Consider the following 15,048-nt stretch of genomic DNA (forward strand, 5'->3'; position numbering starts at 1 on the left):
TTTCTATGCTTTTTAATTTGATAGACAAAATATCCTATTGCTAACGGTATGACCAATGGAATTAACACCATTATATATAATACACCGCCGCCTTTGGCTCCTCCGCCATTAATATACTCATCGAAAATGTGCTTTGAAAAATAATGAAGAAATATGTCGTCGCTGCATTTTTTAGCGAATGGAAGTAAGGGGATACAGATACAGCTATATGCCGTCTTTAAGTGCCATTTCAGCCATATAAGGAAAAATTAAAGTATTAGTGCATTCTCACCCCATTGGTTATTAAGTCAAGAGAGGTATCTCATCAATAAGGTGAATCGATTCGCTTAACTTTGTTTCATTTGATATAAGTCAACAGGGTATGCTTCCTGTGTGGAAAGGTGATTGCAAAAGTAATCATTAAAACACATATGATTTGACAGATATATGTTGCAAGTGTAATTTAGCTAATCTAAAGAGAGGAGCAAATATGGAACCATTGCAATTATTTAAGGTATTAAGTGATCAAACAAGGCTAGATATTGTGTTGCTACTTAAAGCATCTGGCGAGTTGTGTGTTTGTGACATCTATACAGCCCTAAACTTATCCCAGCCGAAGACTTCTCGCCACCTAGCTATGTTGCGGGAAAGTGGGATATTGCTTGATTCTAAACATGGAAAATGGGTTCATTATCGTTTATCTCCCACATTATTACCGTGGGTGAAAAATATTATTGAAATCACCTACGCGACAGAGAAAAATAAAATAGCAGATTTGCTTAGAACTATTGAAAAGAAAGGAGCGGTTAGTTGCTGCTCTGAATAAAATTTTTTAATTTTATATATATGAAAAAACAGATATGAAAAACTAGAAGATAAGTCTTCTGAAAGAGGTTTTTATGTTTATTGCAGTATTAATATTTGTCCTAACAATCACTTTTGTTATTTGGCAACCTAAAGGTTTAGGTATCGGCTGGAGTGCAACCGCGGGTGCACTAGTTGCACTACTGTTAGGTGTCATTCATCTTCAAGATATTCCTGTAGTTTGGAATATCGTCTGGAATGCAACTGCCACATTTGTTGCTGTTATTATTATCAGTCTGATTTTGGATGAAAGTGGCTTTTTTGAATGGGCAGCACTTCATGTTGCAAAATGGGGCGGTGGTAAGGGTCGTCTTTTATTTAGCTATATTATCCTGCTAGGTGCATCCGTTGCTGCACTGTTTGCCAACGATGGCGCTGCACTTATTTTAACACCCATTGTGATTGCAATGTTGCTCGCTCTTGGATTTAGTAAAGGCACAACATTGGCTTTTGTTATGGCGGCAGGATTTATTGCAGATACCGCAAGTTTGCCTTTAATTGTTTCAAATTTAGTCAATATCGTCTCTGCTGATTTCTTTAATATCGGATTTACGGAATATGCCTCAGTGATGGTTCCAGTTGATATTGCCGCTATTATCGCGACATTAATTATGTTGCATTGGTTTTTCCGCAAAGATATTCCTCAGCAATATGACACCTCTAAATTAGCGATGCCTGCGACAGCGATTAAAGATGTGAAAACATTTAGAGCAGGTTGGTTGGTATTGCTTCTTTTATTGCTTGGTTTTTTCATACTGGAACCGTTGGGTATTCCGATTAGTGCCATTGCAGCTGTTGGGGCCGTAATTTTGTGGTTTGTCGCGGTACAAGGAAAGGCGATTAATACTCGAAAAGTTTTACGAGAAGCACCTTGGCAAATCGTGATTTTCTCCCTTGGTATGTACCTTGTTGTTTATGGATTACGCAATGAGGGTTTGACTCATTATCTATCAGAAGTACTCAACACATTGGCAGAAAAAGGAATATGGGAAGCGACATTAGGAACAGGGTTTATTACCGCATTTTTATCTTCAATTATGAACAATATGCCAACTGTTCTTGTAGGTGCTTTATCTATTGAAGGTAGCAATGCGACGGGTTTAATTAAAGAAGCGATGATTTATGCCAATGTCATTGGTGCAGATCTCGGTCCAAAAATTACACCAATAGGAAGTTTAGCAACTTTATTGTGGCTACATGTATTATCACAAAAAAATATGACCATTACATGGGGCTATTATTTCAAAACGGGCATTATTATGACTATCCCAGTGCTGACAGTAACATTAATTGCTTTAGTACTTAGACTTACGTTAATAAATTGATGGTGACATTATGAGCAATATTACAATCTATCATAATCCAAATTGTGGTACTTCTCGCAATACGCTTGAAATGATCCGAAATAGTGGAATAGAGCCTGAAATTATCCATTATCTAGACACACCACCATCTAAACAGATTTTAGAAAAAATCATTGCTGATATGAATATTTCAGTTCGAGCATTATTACGAAAGAATGTTGAACCTTATGATAAATTAGGTCTTGGTCATATTGATGCTACTGATGAGCAACTTATTGATTATATGCTGCAATATCCAATATTAATCAATAGACCTATTGTTGTGACACCATTAGAAACTCGGTTATGCCGTCCTTCAGAAGTCGTTTTGGATATTCTTCCAAAAGCACAGAAAGGTGCCTTTTCAAAAGAAGATGGACAAAATGTTGTCGATGAAAAAGGGAATAGGCTGATATAAAAGAGTCTATTAACTATTTTTACGGTATTTTGCAGTAATAGAAGCCTCGTTAAGACGAGGTTTTCTTATTGTAATTAAGAAGCCAACACCATCTGACTTGAGAAAGAAGGAGGGCGGAAATGACAAAATAAAACACCCGCAAGCAGGTGTTTTATCATATTCAGCAAATATCGCTTATTCTTCGAAGTACCAATATCCTTGATTGATAAATTCGGTTAATTCCGCAACAAAGGCTGGGTTCTTCAATGCTTCACCAAGTCGATCTGCTCCAACTTCTGTAAACTGGCATAATGCATCTGCTCCCTTCGTTTCTTTGGTGGCCCAAGCTTCTGTATTCACAAAGAAATTTTCTCCGATGCGTAGAACGCGTAGTCCGCTTAGTCGGATCAGTTTTTCACCGTCATTCAACGCATTCAGTACTTCTTCTGGCTGATAAGGTGGTTCTGAAGGTGCAATATCTAGCTCATGACGCGGTGTAGTTGCAAAACGGCCTAACCACTGTTCAAAATCATCGGGCTTGTTGATCATCTCAATCATCATGGCGCGCAGGCGTTCAACTTCATGAGCTTCCATTATTCCTGCATTGTCGCGTACTGTCAGGTTTGGATCGCCATAATTGATCCCACCCAGATCTTGTTCTAGTGCATAGTCTGCAAAACTACTCAGCAAATCACGGCCATTTGGTCCACGAAAGCCGACAGAATAATTCATGGTATCTTCGAAGGTGAAGCCATCGTGAGGGAATCCAGGCGGGATATATAAAATATCTCCTGGTGCCATTTCCACATCAATAATTGGCTCAAACGGATCAACATGCAGTAATGCGGGATGAGGGCAGAACTGGCGCATTGGCAGGGCATCACCCACACGCCAGCGACGACGTCCCATTCCTTGAATGATAAAAACATCATAGTTATCAATATGTGGTCCGACACCACCTCCCGGCACTGAATAGGAGATCATCAGGTCGTCAAGACGCCATTCAGGCAATACTCGAAATGGTTTCACCAGTTCAGCTGCTGGCATATGCCAATGGTTGACAGCTTGAACTAACAGTGACCATCCTTCTTCGCCTAATTCGCTGAAGTCTTCAAACGGACCGTGACTTGCTTCCCATTTGTTGCCAGTGAGGCTAACAAGGCGGCTGTCGATTTCTGGTTCCATTGCAAGACCAGCCAGTTCATCTGGTGTGATAGGATCAACAAAATCAGGAAATGCGTTTTTCAGTACAACAGGTTTTTTTTGCCAGTATTTTTCTAAAAATTCAGGCCAGTTAAGATTCAGTTTGTTAACCATGTGACCACATCTGTATCAATGAGTAAGTTGGTAATTATAGAAGTAATGCATTGTGATATTTTTGTTTGGCGTCAAATGGTAGTTAATAACTGTCAGGGGAATGTTTGTAGCTTTGAAGAAAAAACAAAACTATATTCAAGATTTAGAAAAAGCATTGGCAAATAAGCGTTAAATTAAGAATCAATCAACATAAATCAACCAGCCAAAAACAGAGATTTCAGTGCCTATCCATATTTAGATACCAAGGTTCGCATAATGTATATTATGTTAAATTGAATTCAATGTATAAACTCAGACTTTGTGAACCTTATTAATACCCCCACATAATGGCCAATTTCGTATCAAACCTTCTCCTTACCTTTTTACATTAAAATACTGAGCAAATATTTAATAGTTAATGATGAACAAAAACGTAACGCTTTTATTTTAATGCATCAACTCGATACTTATTTATCTAATGCGTTGTTATCTTCTATGCGATTAATGGAAGTGAAAAAAGGAGAATACTTAATAACGCAAAATAGCCAAGCAACACATTTATACTGCTTAGTGGAAGGAAAATTACAGATTGAACGCTACGAAATAAATGGTGAGCATGTGGTTTTTTCTTTTGAACAAGCTTTCTGTGTTATTGGCGATTTAGAGCTTTTCTCAGCCAAAGATGAAATGGTGTTTAGTACTGTACAAGCCTTAGTACCTTCTTATTTATTAGCGTTACCGCTTTCTATTGTCAGACAAAAAGCATTACAAGATGCAAATTTTTTGACCTTTATTTGCCAACAATTAAGCCAAAAACTTTATCAATCATCGTTAAAACACTCTCAATCCCCCTATTCTTCAGAATTTAAATTACGCCGATATTTATTTTTTAAAACTCAGCAAGAAGGACTCTCTTTTCAATTAGAAAAAAGAGATCCATTAGCGGCAATGCTTGGGATCTCTACCAGACAATTAAACCGCGCGTTAGCACATTTAGTGAGTATTAAAGCGATTACATTAAAGAACAAATCGATAACGGTATTAAATTGTGAATGCTTATCCTACATTGATAATTCAAATGAATAGGTTTTAAATAATAGATATTCAATTGAATATCAACTAATTACCTCATCTCTATCTTGTTCATTTTTTTTGATCCCTTAAAGCAAATGTTTTAAATGGTAATGAAATAAACTTGAGCTACAATTTAATAAACCTGCTGGAATAAACATAAAAAAACTTACTTTCATATCTTTAATTCATTTTAAAAAGAAATAGTTATCTGTATTGCTAATAAAGCGCGGTACGCTCACACCTTTTATTTAATAAAGGGTTAATTCCTTTTAAATAGGAAATCAAAAATCATGAATAAAACTTTCGCGACTGAAATATTTATCAATGGTGAGATCCATACTCTTGATAGAGAAAATCCTATCGCTCAAGCGATAGCCGTCTATCAAGGTAAATTTCTTTTTATTGGCTCAAATGATGAAGCGATGCAGTTTCAAAATGCAGAAACAAAAATCATTGATCTAAAAAAACACATTATTATTCCTGGGCTTAATGACTCGCATCTTCACCTTATTCGCGGTGGATTAAATTATAACCTTGAATTACGGTGGGAAGGCGTACCTTCGCTTTCTATTGCTCTTGAGATGTTAAAGGCACAAGCACAAGTGACACCGTCACCGCAATGGGTGCGTGTTGTTGGTGGTTGGAGCGAATTTCAATTTGCAGAGCGCCGTATGCCAACGCTAGATGAAATAAATGCGGTTTCTCCTGATACGCCAGTTTTTGTATTACACCTCTATGACAGTGCATTGCTAAACAAAGCCGCTTTACGTGCGATTGGTTATACCAAAGAGACGCCCAATCCACCGGGAGGCGAAATTCAGCGTGATGAACATGGCAACCCTACTGGATTGTTGATAGCAAAACCCAACGCTATGTTGCTCTATTCTGCATTAGCAAAAGGCCCTAAATTACCTCTTGAATATCAAGTGAATTCAACTCGTCAATTTATGAGAGAACTCAACCGCCTTGGTGTAACTAGCGCTATTGATGCGGGTGGTGGTTTTCAAAATTATCCTGAAGATTATCAAGTCGTTGATGAGCTTGCCAAGAATAATCAATTAACTATTCGTATTGCTTATAATTTATTTACCCAAAGACCAAAACAAGAATTTGAAGATTTCCAACAATGGACATCAATGGTATCACCTGGTGATGGCAGTGATTTTTATCGTCATAACGGTGCGGGTGAAATGTTAGTTTTTTCTGCGGCTGATTTTGAGGACTTCTTACAGCCAAGACCTGATCTTCCTGAAAATATGGAAGCTGAATTAGAAAAAGTGATCCGTCATTTAGTCGAACATCGTTGGCCATTTCGTTTACATGCCACTTATAACGAATCTATTAGTCGTATGTTAGATGTCTTTGAAAAAGTAAATAAAGACATTCCTTTCGATGGATTACATTGGTTTTTTGATCATGCTGAAACCATCAGTGAGAAAAATATTGAACGCGTTAAAGCGCTTGGTGGTGGATTAGCAATTCAACATCGTATGGCATTCCAAGGCGAATATTTTGCACAACGTTATGGCACAAAAGCACTGAAACAAACACCGCCTATCGCCAAAATGCTAAATGCAGAAGTGCCTGTGGGATTAGGTACAGATGCAACCCGTGTAGCTAGTTACAATCCGTGGACAGCGCTTTATTGGTTAGTTTCTGGGCGTACTGTGGGTGGTCTGCAAATGTATGACGGCGATAATCGTTTAGAAAGAGATACAGCGCTTATGTTATGGACGATGGGGAGTTCATGGTTCTCCAATGAACAAGGTAAAAAAGGTCAAATTAAAGCAGGTCAACTTGCCGATTTTATCGCCCTTTCTGCTGATTATTTTCGAGTGCCAGAAAACGAGATCAAAGCAATTGAATCACTTTTAACGGTAGTGGATGGAAAAATTGTGTATGCAAATGGTGATTTTTCATCATTAACACCACCGTCTATTCCCGTATTACCAGATTGGTCGCCTGTGATCAAAGTGCCAGGTCATTATTCTTATTTACAACAAGAGACAAAAACAGCGGTATTAAATCAGTTACATCAATGCTGTGGTGCCTGCCATGTTCATGGGCATCAACATGATATCGCTCGCCAATCATCCATTCCTATTTCAGATGATAATGCATTTTGGGGCGCTTTAGGCTGTTCTTGTTTTGCATTCTAATTTTTATGATAACGATGGTCGGTAATTTATTTACCGGCCATTTCAAACAAAGAGAGATAAGACGATGGCAACGCAACGCGCCTCTGCATGGTCGCCCTTACGTAATCGCATTTTTTTCGTATTATGGATGGCAACGCTATTTTCTAATATTGGTACTTGGATGAATGATGTGGGTGCTGGTTGGTTGATGACAAACCTAAGCCCTGATCCCGTTATGATTGCTGCTATTCAAGCCATGACGACATTACCTGTTTTCTTATTAGCACTTCCAGCTGGAGCCATTGCTGATATTTTCGATAAACGAAAACTGCTTATTTTCGTCAATATCTTAATGCTCTGTGCTGTCACTCTATTGGCTGTTTTGGTTTATTTCAATGTTATCAGTATTGGCTGGTTATTATTAATTACCTTTGTTTTGGGTTCTGGTGCAGCGTTTTTAGGTCCTGCATGGCAAGCTATTGTGCCAAGTATTGTTGAGCCTCATGAATTAAAATCAGGTATTGCCTTAAACAGTATGGGAATTAATATCAGCCGTGCAATAGGCCCCGCACTTGCAGGTATTTTGATTTCTCAAGTCGGTCTTTATCTTCCATTTTTACTTAATGCCTTGAGCTTTATCGCCATTATCCTTGCTGTCTGGTGGTGGGAAGGTGAGAAAAAAGAAGAAGAGAAACTCCCTGCTGAATCTGTTGTGGCAGCAATGATCTCTGGTTTACGTTATGCGCGTTATAGCCCCGCGTTGATAAAAACGATTATAAGAGCCACCAGCTTTTTTATTTTTGCAAGTGCCTATTGGGCAATGTTACCGCTAGTGGCTCGTGTCTCATTGCAAGGTGATGCGACATTATACGGTTTATTAACGACTAGCATTGGTATTGGTGCTGTCGTTGGCGCATTTAGCTTATCAACATTACGTGAAAAATTTAGCACCAGCACACTCATTGCTTTTGGCACCATAGGTACAGCTTTGGTGTTATTTATTTTTGCCAGTGTAACTTCAAAATATCTCGCTATTTTCGCCAGTATGCTTGCAGGATTTAGTTGGATAATCACCCTTTCCACATTAATGGTCTCCGCACAAACAGCATTACCTAATTGGGTTCGTGCGAGAGGTCTTGCACTCTATTTAACTGTGTTTTCAGGCTCTATGGCGTTAGGATCTCTCGTTTGGGGACAAATCGCTTCACATACTTCAGTGACGATCGCGTTACTGTGTGCAATGGTTGGGATTATTTTAGTTTGGTTATGTGTTTTGCGTGTCAAATTAGAACACGACAACATCAACTTACAGCATTCAGAACACTTTATTCTTGATGATGGACTTATTGAGATCACAACAGATAAAGGCCCTGTGTTAATTACCGTCAATTATCAAATTGAAGCAATTCACCGTGAGCAATTTCTCAGTTTAATGAATCGACTAAAAACGGTTCGTTTAAGAGATGGCGGTTATTCATGGGGATTGTTTGTTTCATCTGATGCGATTACGGAAAATAACGCTCAAACTTATATGGAAACTTTTATGGTGGCTTCTTGGGCTGAGCATCTTCGTCAACATGATCGCGCGACAATGGATGATAAACAGTTGCAACAACAATTAGATAAAATAATTAGCGCTAAAAAAGTGACACACTCTTTTTCTACTTTTTCACGTAAGAAGTAATTAATTAGCCAAGCCATTAAAACTTACTGAATTAACTTAATGGCTTGGCTTAATAAACGTTTTATTGATAAACAATCTCAAGATCTAACGTGGCATTTGCTGTTCCAGGAAAAACGTCCTTCTCCATTTGTTTGTAATAACCTCTAAAATTCAATGTTACTTCACCCTCATTTTTTGCAGCACTAATCACGGTATTACGTTTATTTAATTCTAAAGTAGTCCAATTACTGCCATTAATGCTGTACTGTGTTTCAACACCCACACCTTTGGCATTATCAGATGATGTATTTAATGCAAGTACGGTGCTATTTCCTGAAAATGCAGTGCCTTTAGGCGTTAAAATAACGGGTAAACCTTCAGGACAGTCTAAGGTTAAATTCCAATTAATAATAAATAGAAATGGTATTAGTCATTATGGTTAAGGATTTAATGGGTGTGTTGTAATCAACACGTTATGCTGGATAACAATGCATCACCTTTATTTTATTCAGCCTAGTTTATTGCCACTCTCACCGCTTTCTTGTACTCTGCACCGCTTCTTACCTTTGAAATAACTAAAACGTATTTGAGAAAATCATGACAGGACATATTTCTAAAGATCCGCTACATGGCATCACTCTTGAAATGCAAGTAAATGCACTAGTAGCAAAATATGGTTGGGCTAAATTAGGGCAACTCATCAAAATTAACTGCTTTAGAAGTGATCCTAGCGTGAAATCGAGTTTAAAATTTTTGCGCAGAACACCTTGGGCGCGAGCAGAAGTGGAAGCGCTATATCTTGATTCTCTTGAAGTAGATATTGATGATGTGATTGAAGTTATCGATCACCCAGACTGTGATCCGTGGGCGAATAGTAGGAAGAGATAGGCGTTTTTATTTCCCTTTTGCCATGATTATCTCACTCATCCCTAAACTCTTTCGGAGTCATACCAAATTCTTTTTTAAAGATAGAGTAAAAATATTGCAGTGATGGATAGCCACACATCACGGATATTTCTTGTATCGCAAGTGTTGTGGTGGCTAATAAATTTTGAGCCCGTTTGAGCTTTTCTTCATAAATAACCGTGTGAATTGTCTTGCCAATTTCCTTTTTAAAGCGTTGTTCTAAATTAGAACGCGACATATTAACCGCATCTAAAACTTGCTCCGTTTTTATCCCCTTGCAAGCATTGTAATAAATATAATGCATAGCCTGTACAACGGTAGGATCGTTAAATGAATGGAAATCTGTTGAACGACGCTCAACAATTTTAACAGGAGGGACTAATATTCTTTGCTGTTTATCTGTTGAGTGCCCTTCTAATATTTGATGTAAAAGCTTTGCTGCTAAATATCCCATTTGCCGTGAGCCTTGTACAACAGATGAAAGTGCAATACGCGATAAATAACGAGTCATATCTTCGTCATCAATACCGATAATGCTTATTTCTTCAGGCACATTAATATTTAAATTATCGCAGACTTGCAGTAAATGACGCGCTCTTGCATCGGTGACTGCAATAATCCCTGTTTGTGGGGGTAATGTTTGTATCCAATCGGATAAACGGTTTTGCGCATGTTGCCAATTTTCTTGGGTAATATCCATGCCGTTATAAACAATGCCCGGATATTTTTCACTGGTGACTAATTGACGAAATGCATGCTCTCGTTCATTAGACCAATGAGGGTGATCTTTGGCTGGTAAACCATAAAAAGCAAAGTGTTTAAGCCCTTTTTGCTTTAAATGTAAAAAGGCTTGCTGGACTAATTCATAATTATCTGTGGCGATATAAGGTACAGATGGATAATTTTCTTCTTGATGATAAGAACCACCCACACCAATAACCGCTAATGGTAATTGGCTTAAATGTTTTGTAATAATGGGATCATCAAAATCAGCAATAATACCATCACAAACCCAACGGTTTATATTATCAAGCCGAGTACGAAAATCCTCTTCAATAAATACATCCCAATGACACTGTGATGCTTGAAGATATTCTCCAACACCCTCAACCACTTGTCGGTCATACACTTTATTAGCGTTGAATAACAGCACAATACGAAAGTATTTATCTTTTTTCATTTTACTCTACCTAATTACCCAGCCAGGCATTAAACCACAGCTTTAATTTTGCTAGAACTTGCTTTCATCGCTATGTGACTATTATCACACAAGCCAAATTTCGTAATAGCAAAGTAAAAAATAGGAATAACCAATGTTAATAACAACGAGTATTTTGTTTTTAAACCCGATTGCCGAGGAGATTTCTCATGTATCAGAATAACTTTAATAAATTAATTTCTAGGCAAAATACCTATAGTGCAAAATGGTGTAATAGTAACGCCAATGTTATCCCGTTATCTGTTGCAGATATGGATATTCCTGCGCCTGATTTTATTATTAATGAACTCACTCAATTTAATCTTAAAGGCATTTATGGCTATACCGACCTGAGCCATGATTGGAATAATGTTGCTGCCAATTGGTTTAAAACGCAATATCAGTGGGTTGTTGCCCCTGAGACGATTGTGTTTTGTCCTCGTATTATTCAAGCGGTTTCGCTTTATATTCAAAACTTCACACAAATTGGCGATAAAGTCACAACGCTGTCACCAGCTTATCATCCTATTAGCAATGCCGTTTGTGTCAATCAACGTGAACTATTAGAAAGTCCGTTGATTTATCGTGACGGCTATTATGAAATTGATTTTGATGACTTGGAAAGTAAGTTTAAACAGTCTGTCTGCTTTATTTTGCTATCGCCACATAACCCAACAGGAACGGTATGGCAAAAAAGTGACTTATTAAAAATAGCGGAACTTGCGCAAAAATATCAGGTTTTTATTATTTCTGACGATGTGCATGCAGATTTTATTTTTGATGACGCAACTTATCACCCTATTTCATCAGTAAATACATATGTAGAACAACACTCCTTTATTTGTACTTCTCCCGCTAAAACATTCAATTTAGCTGGCCTTGAAATTGCTAATATTGTTATTGCCAATCCTGAATATCGTGAAAAATTCAAGCAATGCTTAATTGCTGCGGGTATTCATAATCCTGGCTATTTTTCAGTGCCCGCTTTTTTACAAGCCTATACCTTACAAGGCCAACAGTGGGTTGGTGAATTAAAAATGTACCTTGCTGATAACCGTCGTTGGGTAAAAGAACAATGTGAACGTTACTTTCCTAATTGGGTTATCACACAAAGTCATGGCACCTACATGCTATGGATCAACTACCAAAAGATGCAGTTATCTGAAGAACAACTAAAACATTGGTTTGTTTCATTAGCTGAAGTGGAAATGAGTTGGGGGCGTGGTTTTGGTGCGGTTGGGGATGGTTTTTTCCGCATTAATATCGCGACACCTCGTTCAATATTAGAAACCGTTTTCACTCGGCTTATTCGTACCTTACCTCATGCCAGTTCGGAATAAATTACAATGAAAACGCAAACGATAAACAGCCCGAGAACACCTACATTACTCGAATCACTCTTTCCTATATTCACCATGGTGGTGCTATTAGGCGGAGGCTACGCCGCTTTTGATTTACCACCAGAGCCTTTAATGGTGCTATCTACCATTGTAGCTGCGCTATTAGTAAAACGATTAGGATATCGCTATGACGAGATCTTAACGGCAATCTCACAAAAAATTGCTAAAACCATGCCAGCATTGCTGATTTTAATCAGTGTGGGCTTATTAATAGGCACATGGATGATTGGTGGCACCATTCCACTGATGATCTATTACGGATTAAAAATGATCAGCCCAGAAATGCTGTACGTTACGGCATTATTGGTCACATCATTAGTATCAGTCTGTACGGGAACTTCATGGGGCTCTGCGGGAACCATCGGCGTTGCTTTTATGGGCGTAGCTGTAGGTATGGATGCTAACCTTGCCGCAACCGCAGGTGCGGTAGTTGCTGGCGCCTATTTTGGTGACAAACTTTCACCATTATCAGGTGATACTAACCTTGCAGCTATGGCAGCTAGAATCGACCTTTATCAGCATATCTGGCACTTACTTTACACCACACTGCCTTCTCTGATTTTAACGGCGATTGTGATGACTGTTTATGGCATGAATGGCGATTTAGCTGGTCAAGGTGTGCCAGAAAAAGTGACATTAATTACAAATGGTCTTGAGAATGTTTATAACTTCAATCTAATCCTTCTCATTCCAGTCTTAGTGATTTTATATGGTTCAGTAACGAAAAAACCGACTATCCCAGTGATGTTAGCTTCTGCCGCTATTGCGATGTTTAACGCTTATCTTATTCAAGGTTTTGGTTTACATGACATCGTAAAAAGTGCCGTTGATGGCTTTAATGTCTCGATGATCCAAGGTAAAGAAGTCCCTGAATTATTAGGTAATTTATTAAATCGTGGTGGCATGAACTCAATGATGAGCACCTTGCTTATCTGTTTCTGCGCCCTCTCTTTTGCCGGTACTTTATCGTTAAGTGGCGCATTAGAAGTGATTGTCCATGCATTGTTAAAAATGGTTCACTCAACAGGTTCAATGATCTTAGCCACAATTGCTTGCGGGCTAACCATGATTGGCGTGACCTGTAATGGACAAATCTCAATCCTTATTCCTATCGAAATGTTACGCGGTGCCTATATCGAACGAGGATTACACCCTAAAAACCTCGCTCGTACTGTCGAAGACTCCGCCACTATCTTTGAACCTATTTTACCGTGGACAGCCGCAGGGGCTTATATGGCAGGTACGTTAGGTGTTGCAACCTTAAGTTACTTACCTTGGGCCGTATTGTGCTGGAGTGGCATCTTCTTTGCCATGCTGTGGGGTTTCACGGGCTTTGGCATTGCCAAATTAACACCAGAAGAGCAGGAAGAAATGACTGCTGAGCTTGAATCACATTCAGAATTACAACTTGATACTAAATAAGGACGGTTCCATGTCTTACTTTGATAAAATTGAACAAATTCAATATGAAGGCACAACAAGCGATAACCCATTAGCGTTTCGTTACTATAATCCTGATGAGATTATTTTAGGTAAGCGAATGGAAGATCACCTAAGATTTGCGGCTTGTTATTGGCATAACTTCTGCTGGAATGGTTCTGATATGTTCGGTATCGGTACTTTTGATAGACCGTGGCAAACACCGGGTGAAGCCTTAGAGCAAGCAAAACGCAAAGCTGATGTTGCCTTTGAATTCTTTCATAAACTCAATGTTCCTTTCTACTGTTTTCATGACGTCGATGTTATTTCTGAAGGTAATAATATCAATGAATATATCTCTAATATGGCGGCAATCACCGATGTATTAGCGAGAAAACAAGAAGAAACCAACGTTAAGTTATTATGGGGAACGGCAAACTGCTTCACTAATCCTCGTTATGGTGCAGGTGCGGCAACTAACCCAGATCCTGACGTTTTTGCATGGGCAGCGACACAAGTCTGCGAAGCGATGAAAGCGACAAAAACACTGGGTGGCGAAAACTATGTATTATGGGGCGGACGCGAAGGCTACGAAACGCTATTAAACACGGATTTACGCCAAGAAAGAGAGCAAATTGGCCGTTTTATGCAGATGGTCGTTGAACACAAACATAAAATTGGTTTCCAAGGCACATTATTGATTGAACCCAAACCACAAGAGCCGACAAAACATCAGTATGATTACGATACTGCGACTGTTTATGGTTTCTTAAAACAGTTTGGCCTTGAAAAAGAAGTCAAAGTAAACATTGAAGCAAACCACGCTACATTGGCGGGACATAGCTTCCACCATGAAATTGCCACTGCCATTGCGCTAGGGATTTTAGGCTCAGTTGATGCTAACCGTGGCGATCCACAATTAGGTTGGGATACAGACCAATTCCCAAATAGCGTAGAAGAAAATGCACTCGTGATGTATGAAATTCTTAAATCAGGTGGCTTCACAACGGGTGGTTTAAACTTTGATGCTAAAGTTCGTCGTCAAAGTAATGATAAATATGACCTTTTCTATGGGCATATTTCAGGAATGGACACGATGGCAATGGCGTTACGCATTGCGGCAAGAATGATCCAAGATGGTGGACTTGATAAATTCACTGCACAGCGCTATTCAGGTTGGAGTGCTGAATTTGGTCAAAATATCTTACAAGGTCAATTAAGCCTTGAAGATGTGGCGAAATATGCACAAAGCAATACCTTAGCACCACAGTTACAAAGTGGACGCCAAGAAATGCTCGAAAGCTTAGTGAATCGCTATATTTTTGGTTAATAGCATCAATGTAATAACACAGCGGGTTTTCCGCTGTGTTT

13 protein-coding genes are annotated in these 15,048 nt (G+C 38.7%); 10 read left to right on the forward strand and 3 right to left on the reverse strand.

Annotated elements, in window-relative coordinates:
- Positions 1-469 precede the first annotated feature (469 nt).
- The 3 genes from JEP71_RS01190 (at position 470) to arsC (ending at position 2,604) form a co-directional block, all read left to right on the forward strand.
- Entirely contained in the window at positions 470-805 is a 336-nt protein-coding gene (locus JEP71_RS01190) for a metalloregulator ArsR/SmtB family transcription factor (RefSeq protein WP_109374015.1), read from the forward strand.
- Between the two features lie 73 nt (positions 806-878).
- Complete coding sequence (locus tag JEP71_RS01195) at positions 879-2,168, forward strand: arsenic transporter (protein ID WP_198625606.1); 1,290 nt, start codon at positions 879-881, stop codon at positions 2,166-2,168.
- Positions 2,169-2,178: 10 nt separating this feature from the next.
- On the forward strand, positions 2,179-2,604 hold the full coding sequence (gene arsC / locus JEP71_RS01200) for a glutaredoxin-dependent arsenate reductase (RefSeq protein WP_198625607.1): 426 nt from the start codon (positions 2,179-2,181) through the stop codon (positions 2,602-2,604).
- A 174-nt stretch (positions 2,605-2,778) separates the two neighbouring features.
- On the opposite strand, the gene JEP71_RS01205 is transcribed toward arsC, so the two are convergent.
- Positions 2,779-3,900 carry a ribosomal protein uL16 3-hydroxylase gene (locus JEP71_RS01205; protein ID WP_198625608.1) on the reverse strand — a complete coding sequence of 374 codons (1,122 nt, stop codon included), beginning with the start codon at positions 3,898-3,900 and terminating at the stop codon, positions 2,779-2,781.
- 429 nt (positions 3,901-4,329) lie between these two features.
- Between JEP71_RS01205 and JEP71_RS01210 the strand changes: the two genes are divergently transcribed.
- The 3 genes from JEP71_RS01210 to JEP71_RS01220 all read left to right on the forward strand — a co-directional run bounded on the left by JEP71_RS01210 (position 4,330) and on the right by JEP71_RS01220 (position 8,775).
- Positions 4,330-4,965 carry a Crp/Fnr family transcriptional regulator gene (locus JEP71_RS01210; protein WP_198625609.1) on the forward strand — a complete coding sequence of 212 codons (636 nt, stop codon included), beginning with the start codon at positions 4,330-4,332 and terminating at the stop codon, positions 4,963-4,965.
- Between the two features lie 278 nt (positions 4,966-5,243).
- Positions 5,244-7,112, forward strand: a complete 1,869-nt coding sequence (locus JEP71_RS01215) for an amidohydrolase (RefSeq protein WP_198625610.1) — start codon at positions 5,244-5,246, stop codon at positions 7,110-7,112.
- 64 nt (positions 7,113-7,176) lie between these two features.
- Positions 7,177-8,775 (forward strand): MFS transporter, encoded by a 1,599-nt coding sequence (locus tag JEP71_RS01220; protein WP_198625611.1) that lies wholly within the window; start codon positions 7,177-7,179, stop codon positions 8,773-8,775.
- A gap of 61 nt (positions 8,776-8,836) precedes the next feature.
- On the opposite strand, the gene JEP71_RS17725 is transcribed toward JEP71_RS01220, so the two are convergent.
- A complete protein-coding gene (locus JEP71_RS17725) occupies positions 8,837-9,181 on the reverse strand; it encodes a fimbrial protein (protein ID WP_198625757.1) in 345 nt (114 codons plus the stop codon).
- A 170-nt stretch (positions 9,182-9,351) separates the two neighbouring features.
- On the opposite strand from JEP71_RS17725, the gene JEP71_RS01230 reads away from it, so the two are divergent.
- Positions 9,352-9,642 (forward strand): VF530 family DNA-binding protein, encoded by a 291-nt coding sequence (locus JEP71_RS01230; protein ID WP_198625612.1) that lies wholly within the window; start codon positions 9,352-9,354, stop codon positions 9,640-9,642.
- A 31-nt stretch (positions 9,643-9,673) separates the two neighbouring features.
- Here the strand turns inward: JEP71_RS01230 and JEP71_RS01235 are convergent, their stop codons facing one another.
- Positions 9,674-10,840, reverse strand: a complete 1,167-nt coding sequence (locus tag JEP71_RS01235) for a XylR family transcriptional regulator (protein ID WP_198625613.1) — start codon at positions 10,838-10,840, stop codon at positions 9,674-9,676.
- Between the two features lie 188 nt (positions 10,841-11,028).
- On the opposite strand from JEP71_RS01235, the gene JEP71_RS01240 reads away from it, so the two are divergent.
- The 3 genes from JEP71_RS01240 to xylA are packed head-to-tail and all read left to right on the forward strand — an operon-like array spanning position 11,029 to position 15,007.
- Entirely contained in the window at positions 11,029-12,198 is a 1,170-nt protein-coding gene (locus JEP71_RS01240; protein ID WP_198619532.1) for a MalY/PatB family protein, read from the forward strand.
- 6 nt (positions 12,199-12,204) lie between these two features.
- A complete protein-coding gene (nhaC, locus tag JEP71_RS01245) occupies positions 12,205-13,680 on the forward strand; it encodes a Na+/H+ antiporter NhaC (RefSeq protein ID WP_198625614.1) in 1,476 nt (491 codons plus the stop codon).
- A gap of 10 nt (positions 13,681-13,690) precedes the next feature.
- Positions 13,691-15,007, forward strand: coding sequence for a xylose isomerase (gene xylA / locus JEP71_RS01250; RefSeq protein ID WP_198619531.1), 1,317 nt, complete (start codon positions 13,691-13,693; stop codon positions 15,005-15,007).
- Positions 15,008-15,048 lie beyond the last annotated feature (41 nt).

Source organism: Proteus sp. PR00224 (assembly GCF_016238105.1).
GTDB lineage: Bacteria > Pseudomonadota > Gammaproteobacteria > Enterobacterales > Enterobacteriaceae > Proteus.

Coding starts and splice junctions, on each gene's coding strand:
- JEP71_RS01195 (WP_198625606.1), top strand. CDS start 879: ATGTTTATTGCAGTATTAATATTTGTCCTAACAATCACTTTTGTTATT.
- JEP71_RS01190 (WP_109374015.1), top strand. CDS start 470: ATGGAACCATTGCAATTATTTAAGGTATTAAGTGATCAAACAAGGCTA.
- JEP71_RS01215 (WP_198625610.1), top strand. CDS start 5,244: ATGAATAAAACTTTCGCGACTGAAATATTTATCAATGGTGAGATCCAT.
- JEP71_RS01205 (WP_198625608.1), bottom strand. CDS start 3,900: ATGGTTAACAAACTGAATCTTAACTGGCCTGAATTTTTAGAAAAATAC.
- JEP71_RS01240 (WP_198619532.1), top strand. CDS start 11,029: ATGTATCAGAATAACTTTAATAAATTAATTTCTAGGCAAAATACCTAT.
- xylA (WP_198619531.1), top strand. CDS start 13,691: ATGTCTTACTTTGATAAAATTGAACAAATTCAATATGAAGGCACAACA.
- JEP71_RS01230 (WP_198625612.1), top strand. CDS start 9,352: ATGACAGGACATATTTCTAAAGATCCGCTACATGGCATCACTCTTGAA.
- arsC (WP_198625607.1), top strand. CDS start 2,179: ATGAGCAATATTACAATCTATCATAATCCAAATTGTGGTACTTCTCGC.
- JEP71_RS01220 (WP_198625611.1), top strand. CDS start 7,177: ATGGCAACGCAACGCGCCTCTGCATGGTCGCCCTTACGTAATCGCATT.
- JEP71_RS01210 (WP_198625609.1), top strand. CDS start 4,330: ATGCATCAACTCGATACTTATTTATCTAATGCGTTGTTATCTTCTATG.
- JEP71_RS01235 (WP_198625613.1), bottom strand. CDS start 10,840: ATGAAAAAAGATAAATACTTTCGTATTGTGCTGTTATTCAACGCTAAT.
- nhaC (WP_198625614.1), top strand. CDS start 12,205: ATGAAAACGCAAACGATAAACAGCCCGAGAACACCTACATTACTCGAA.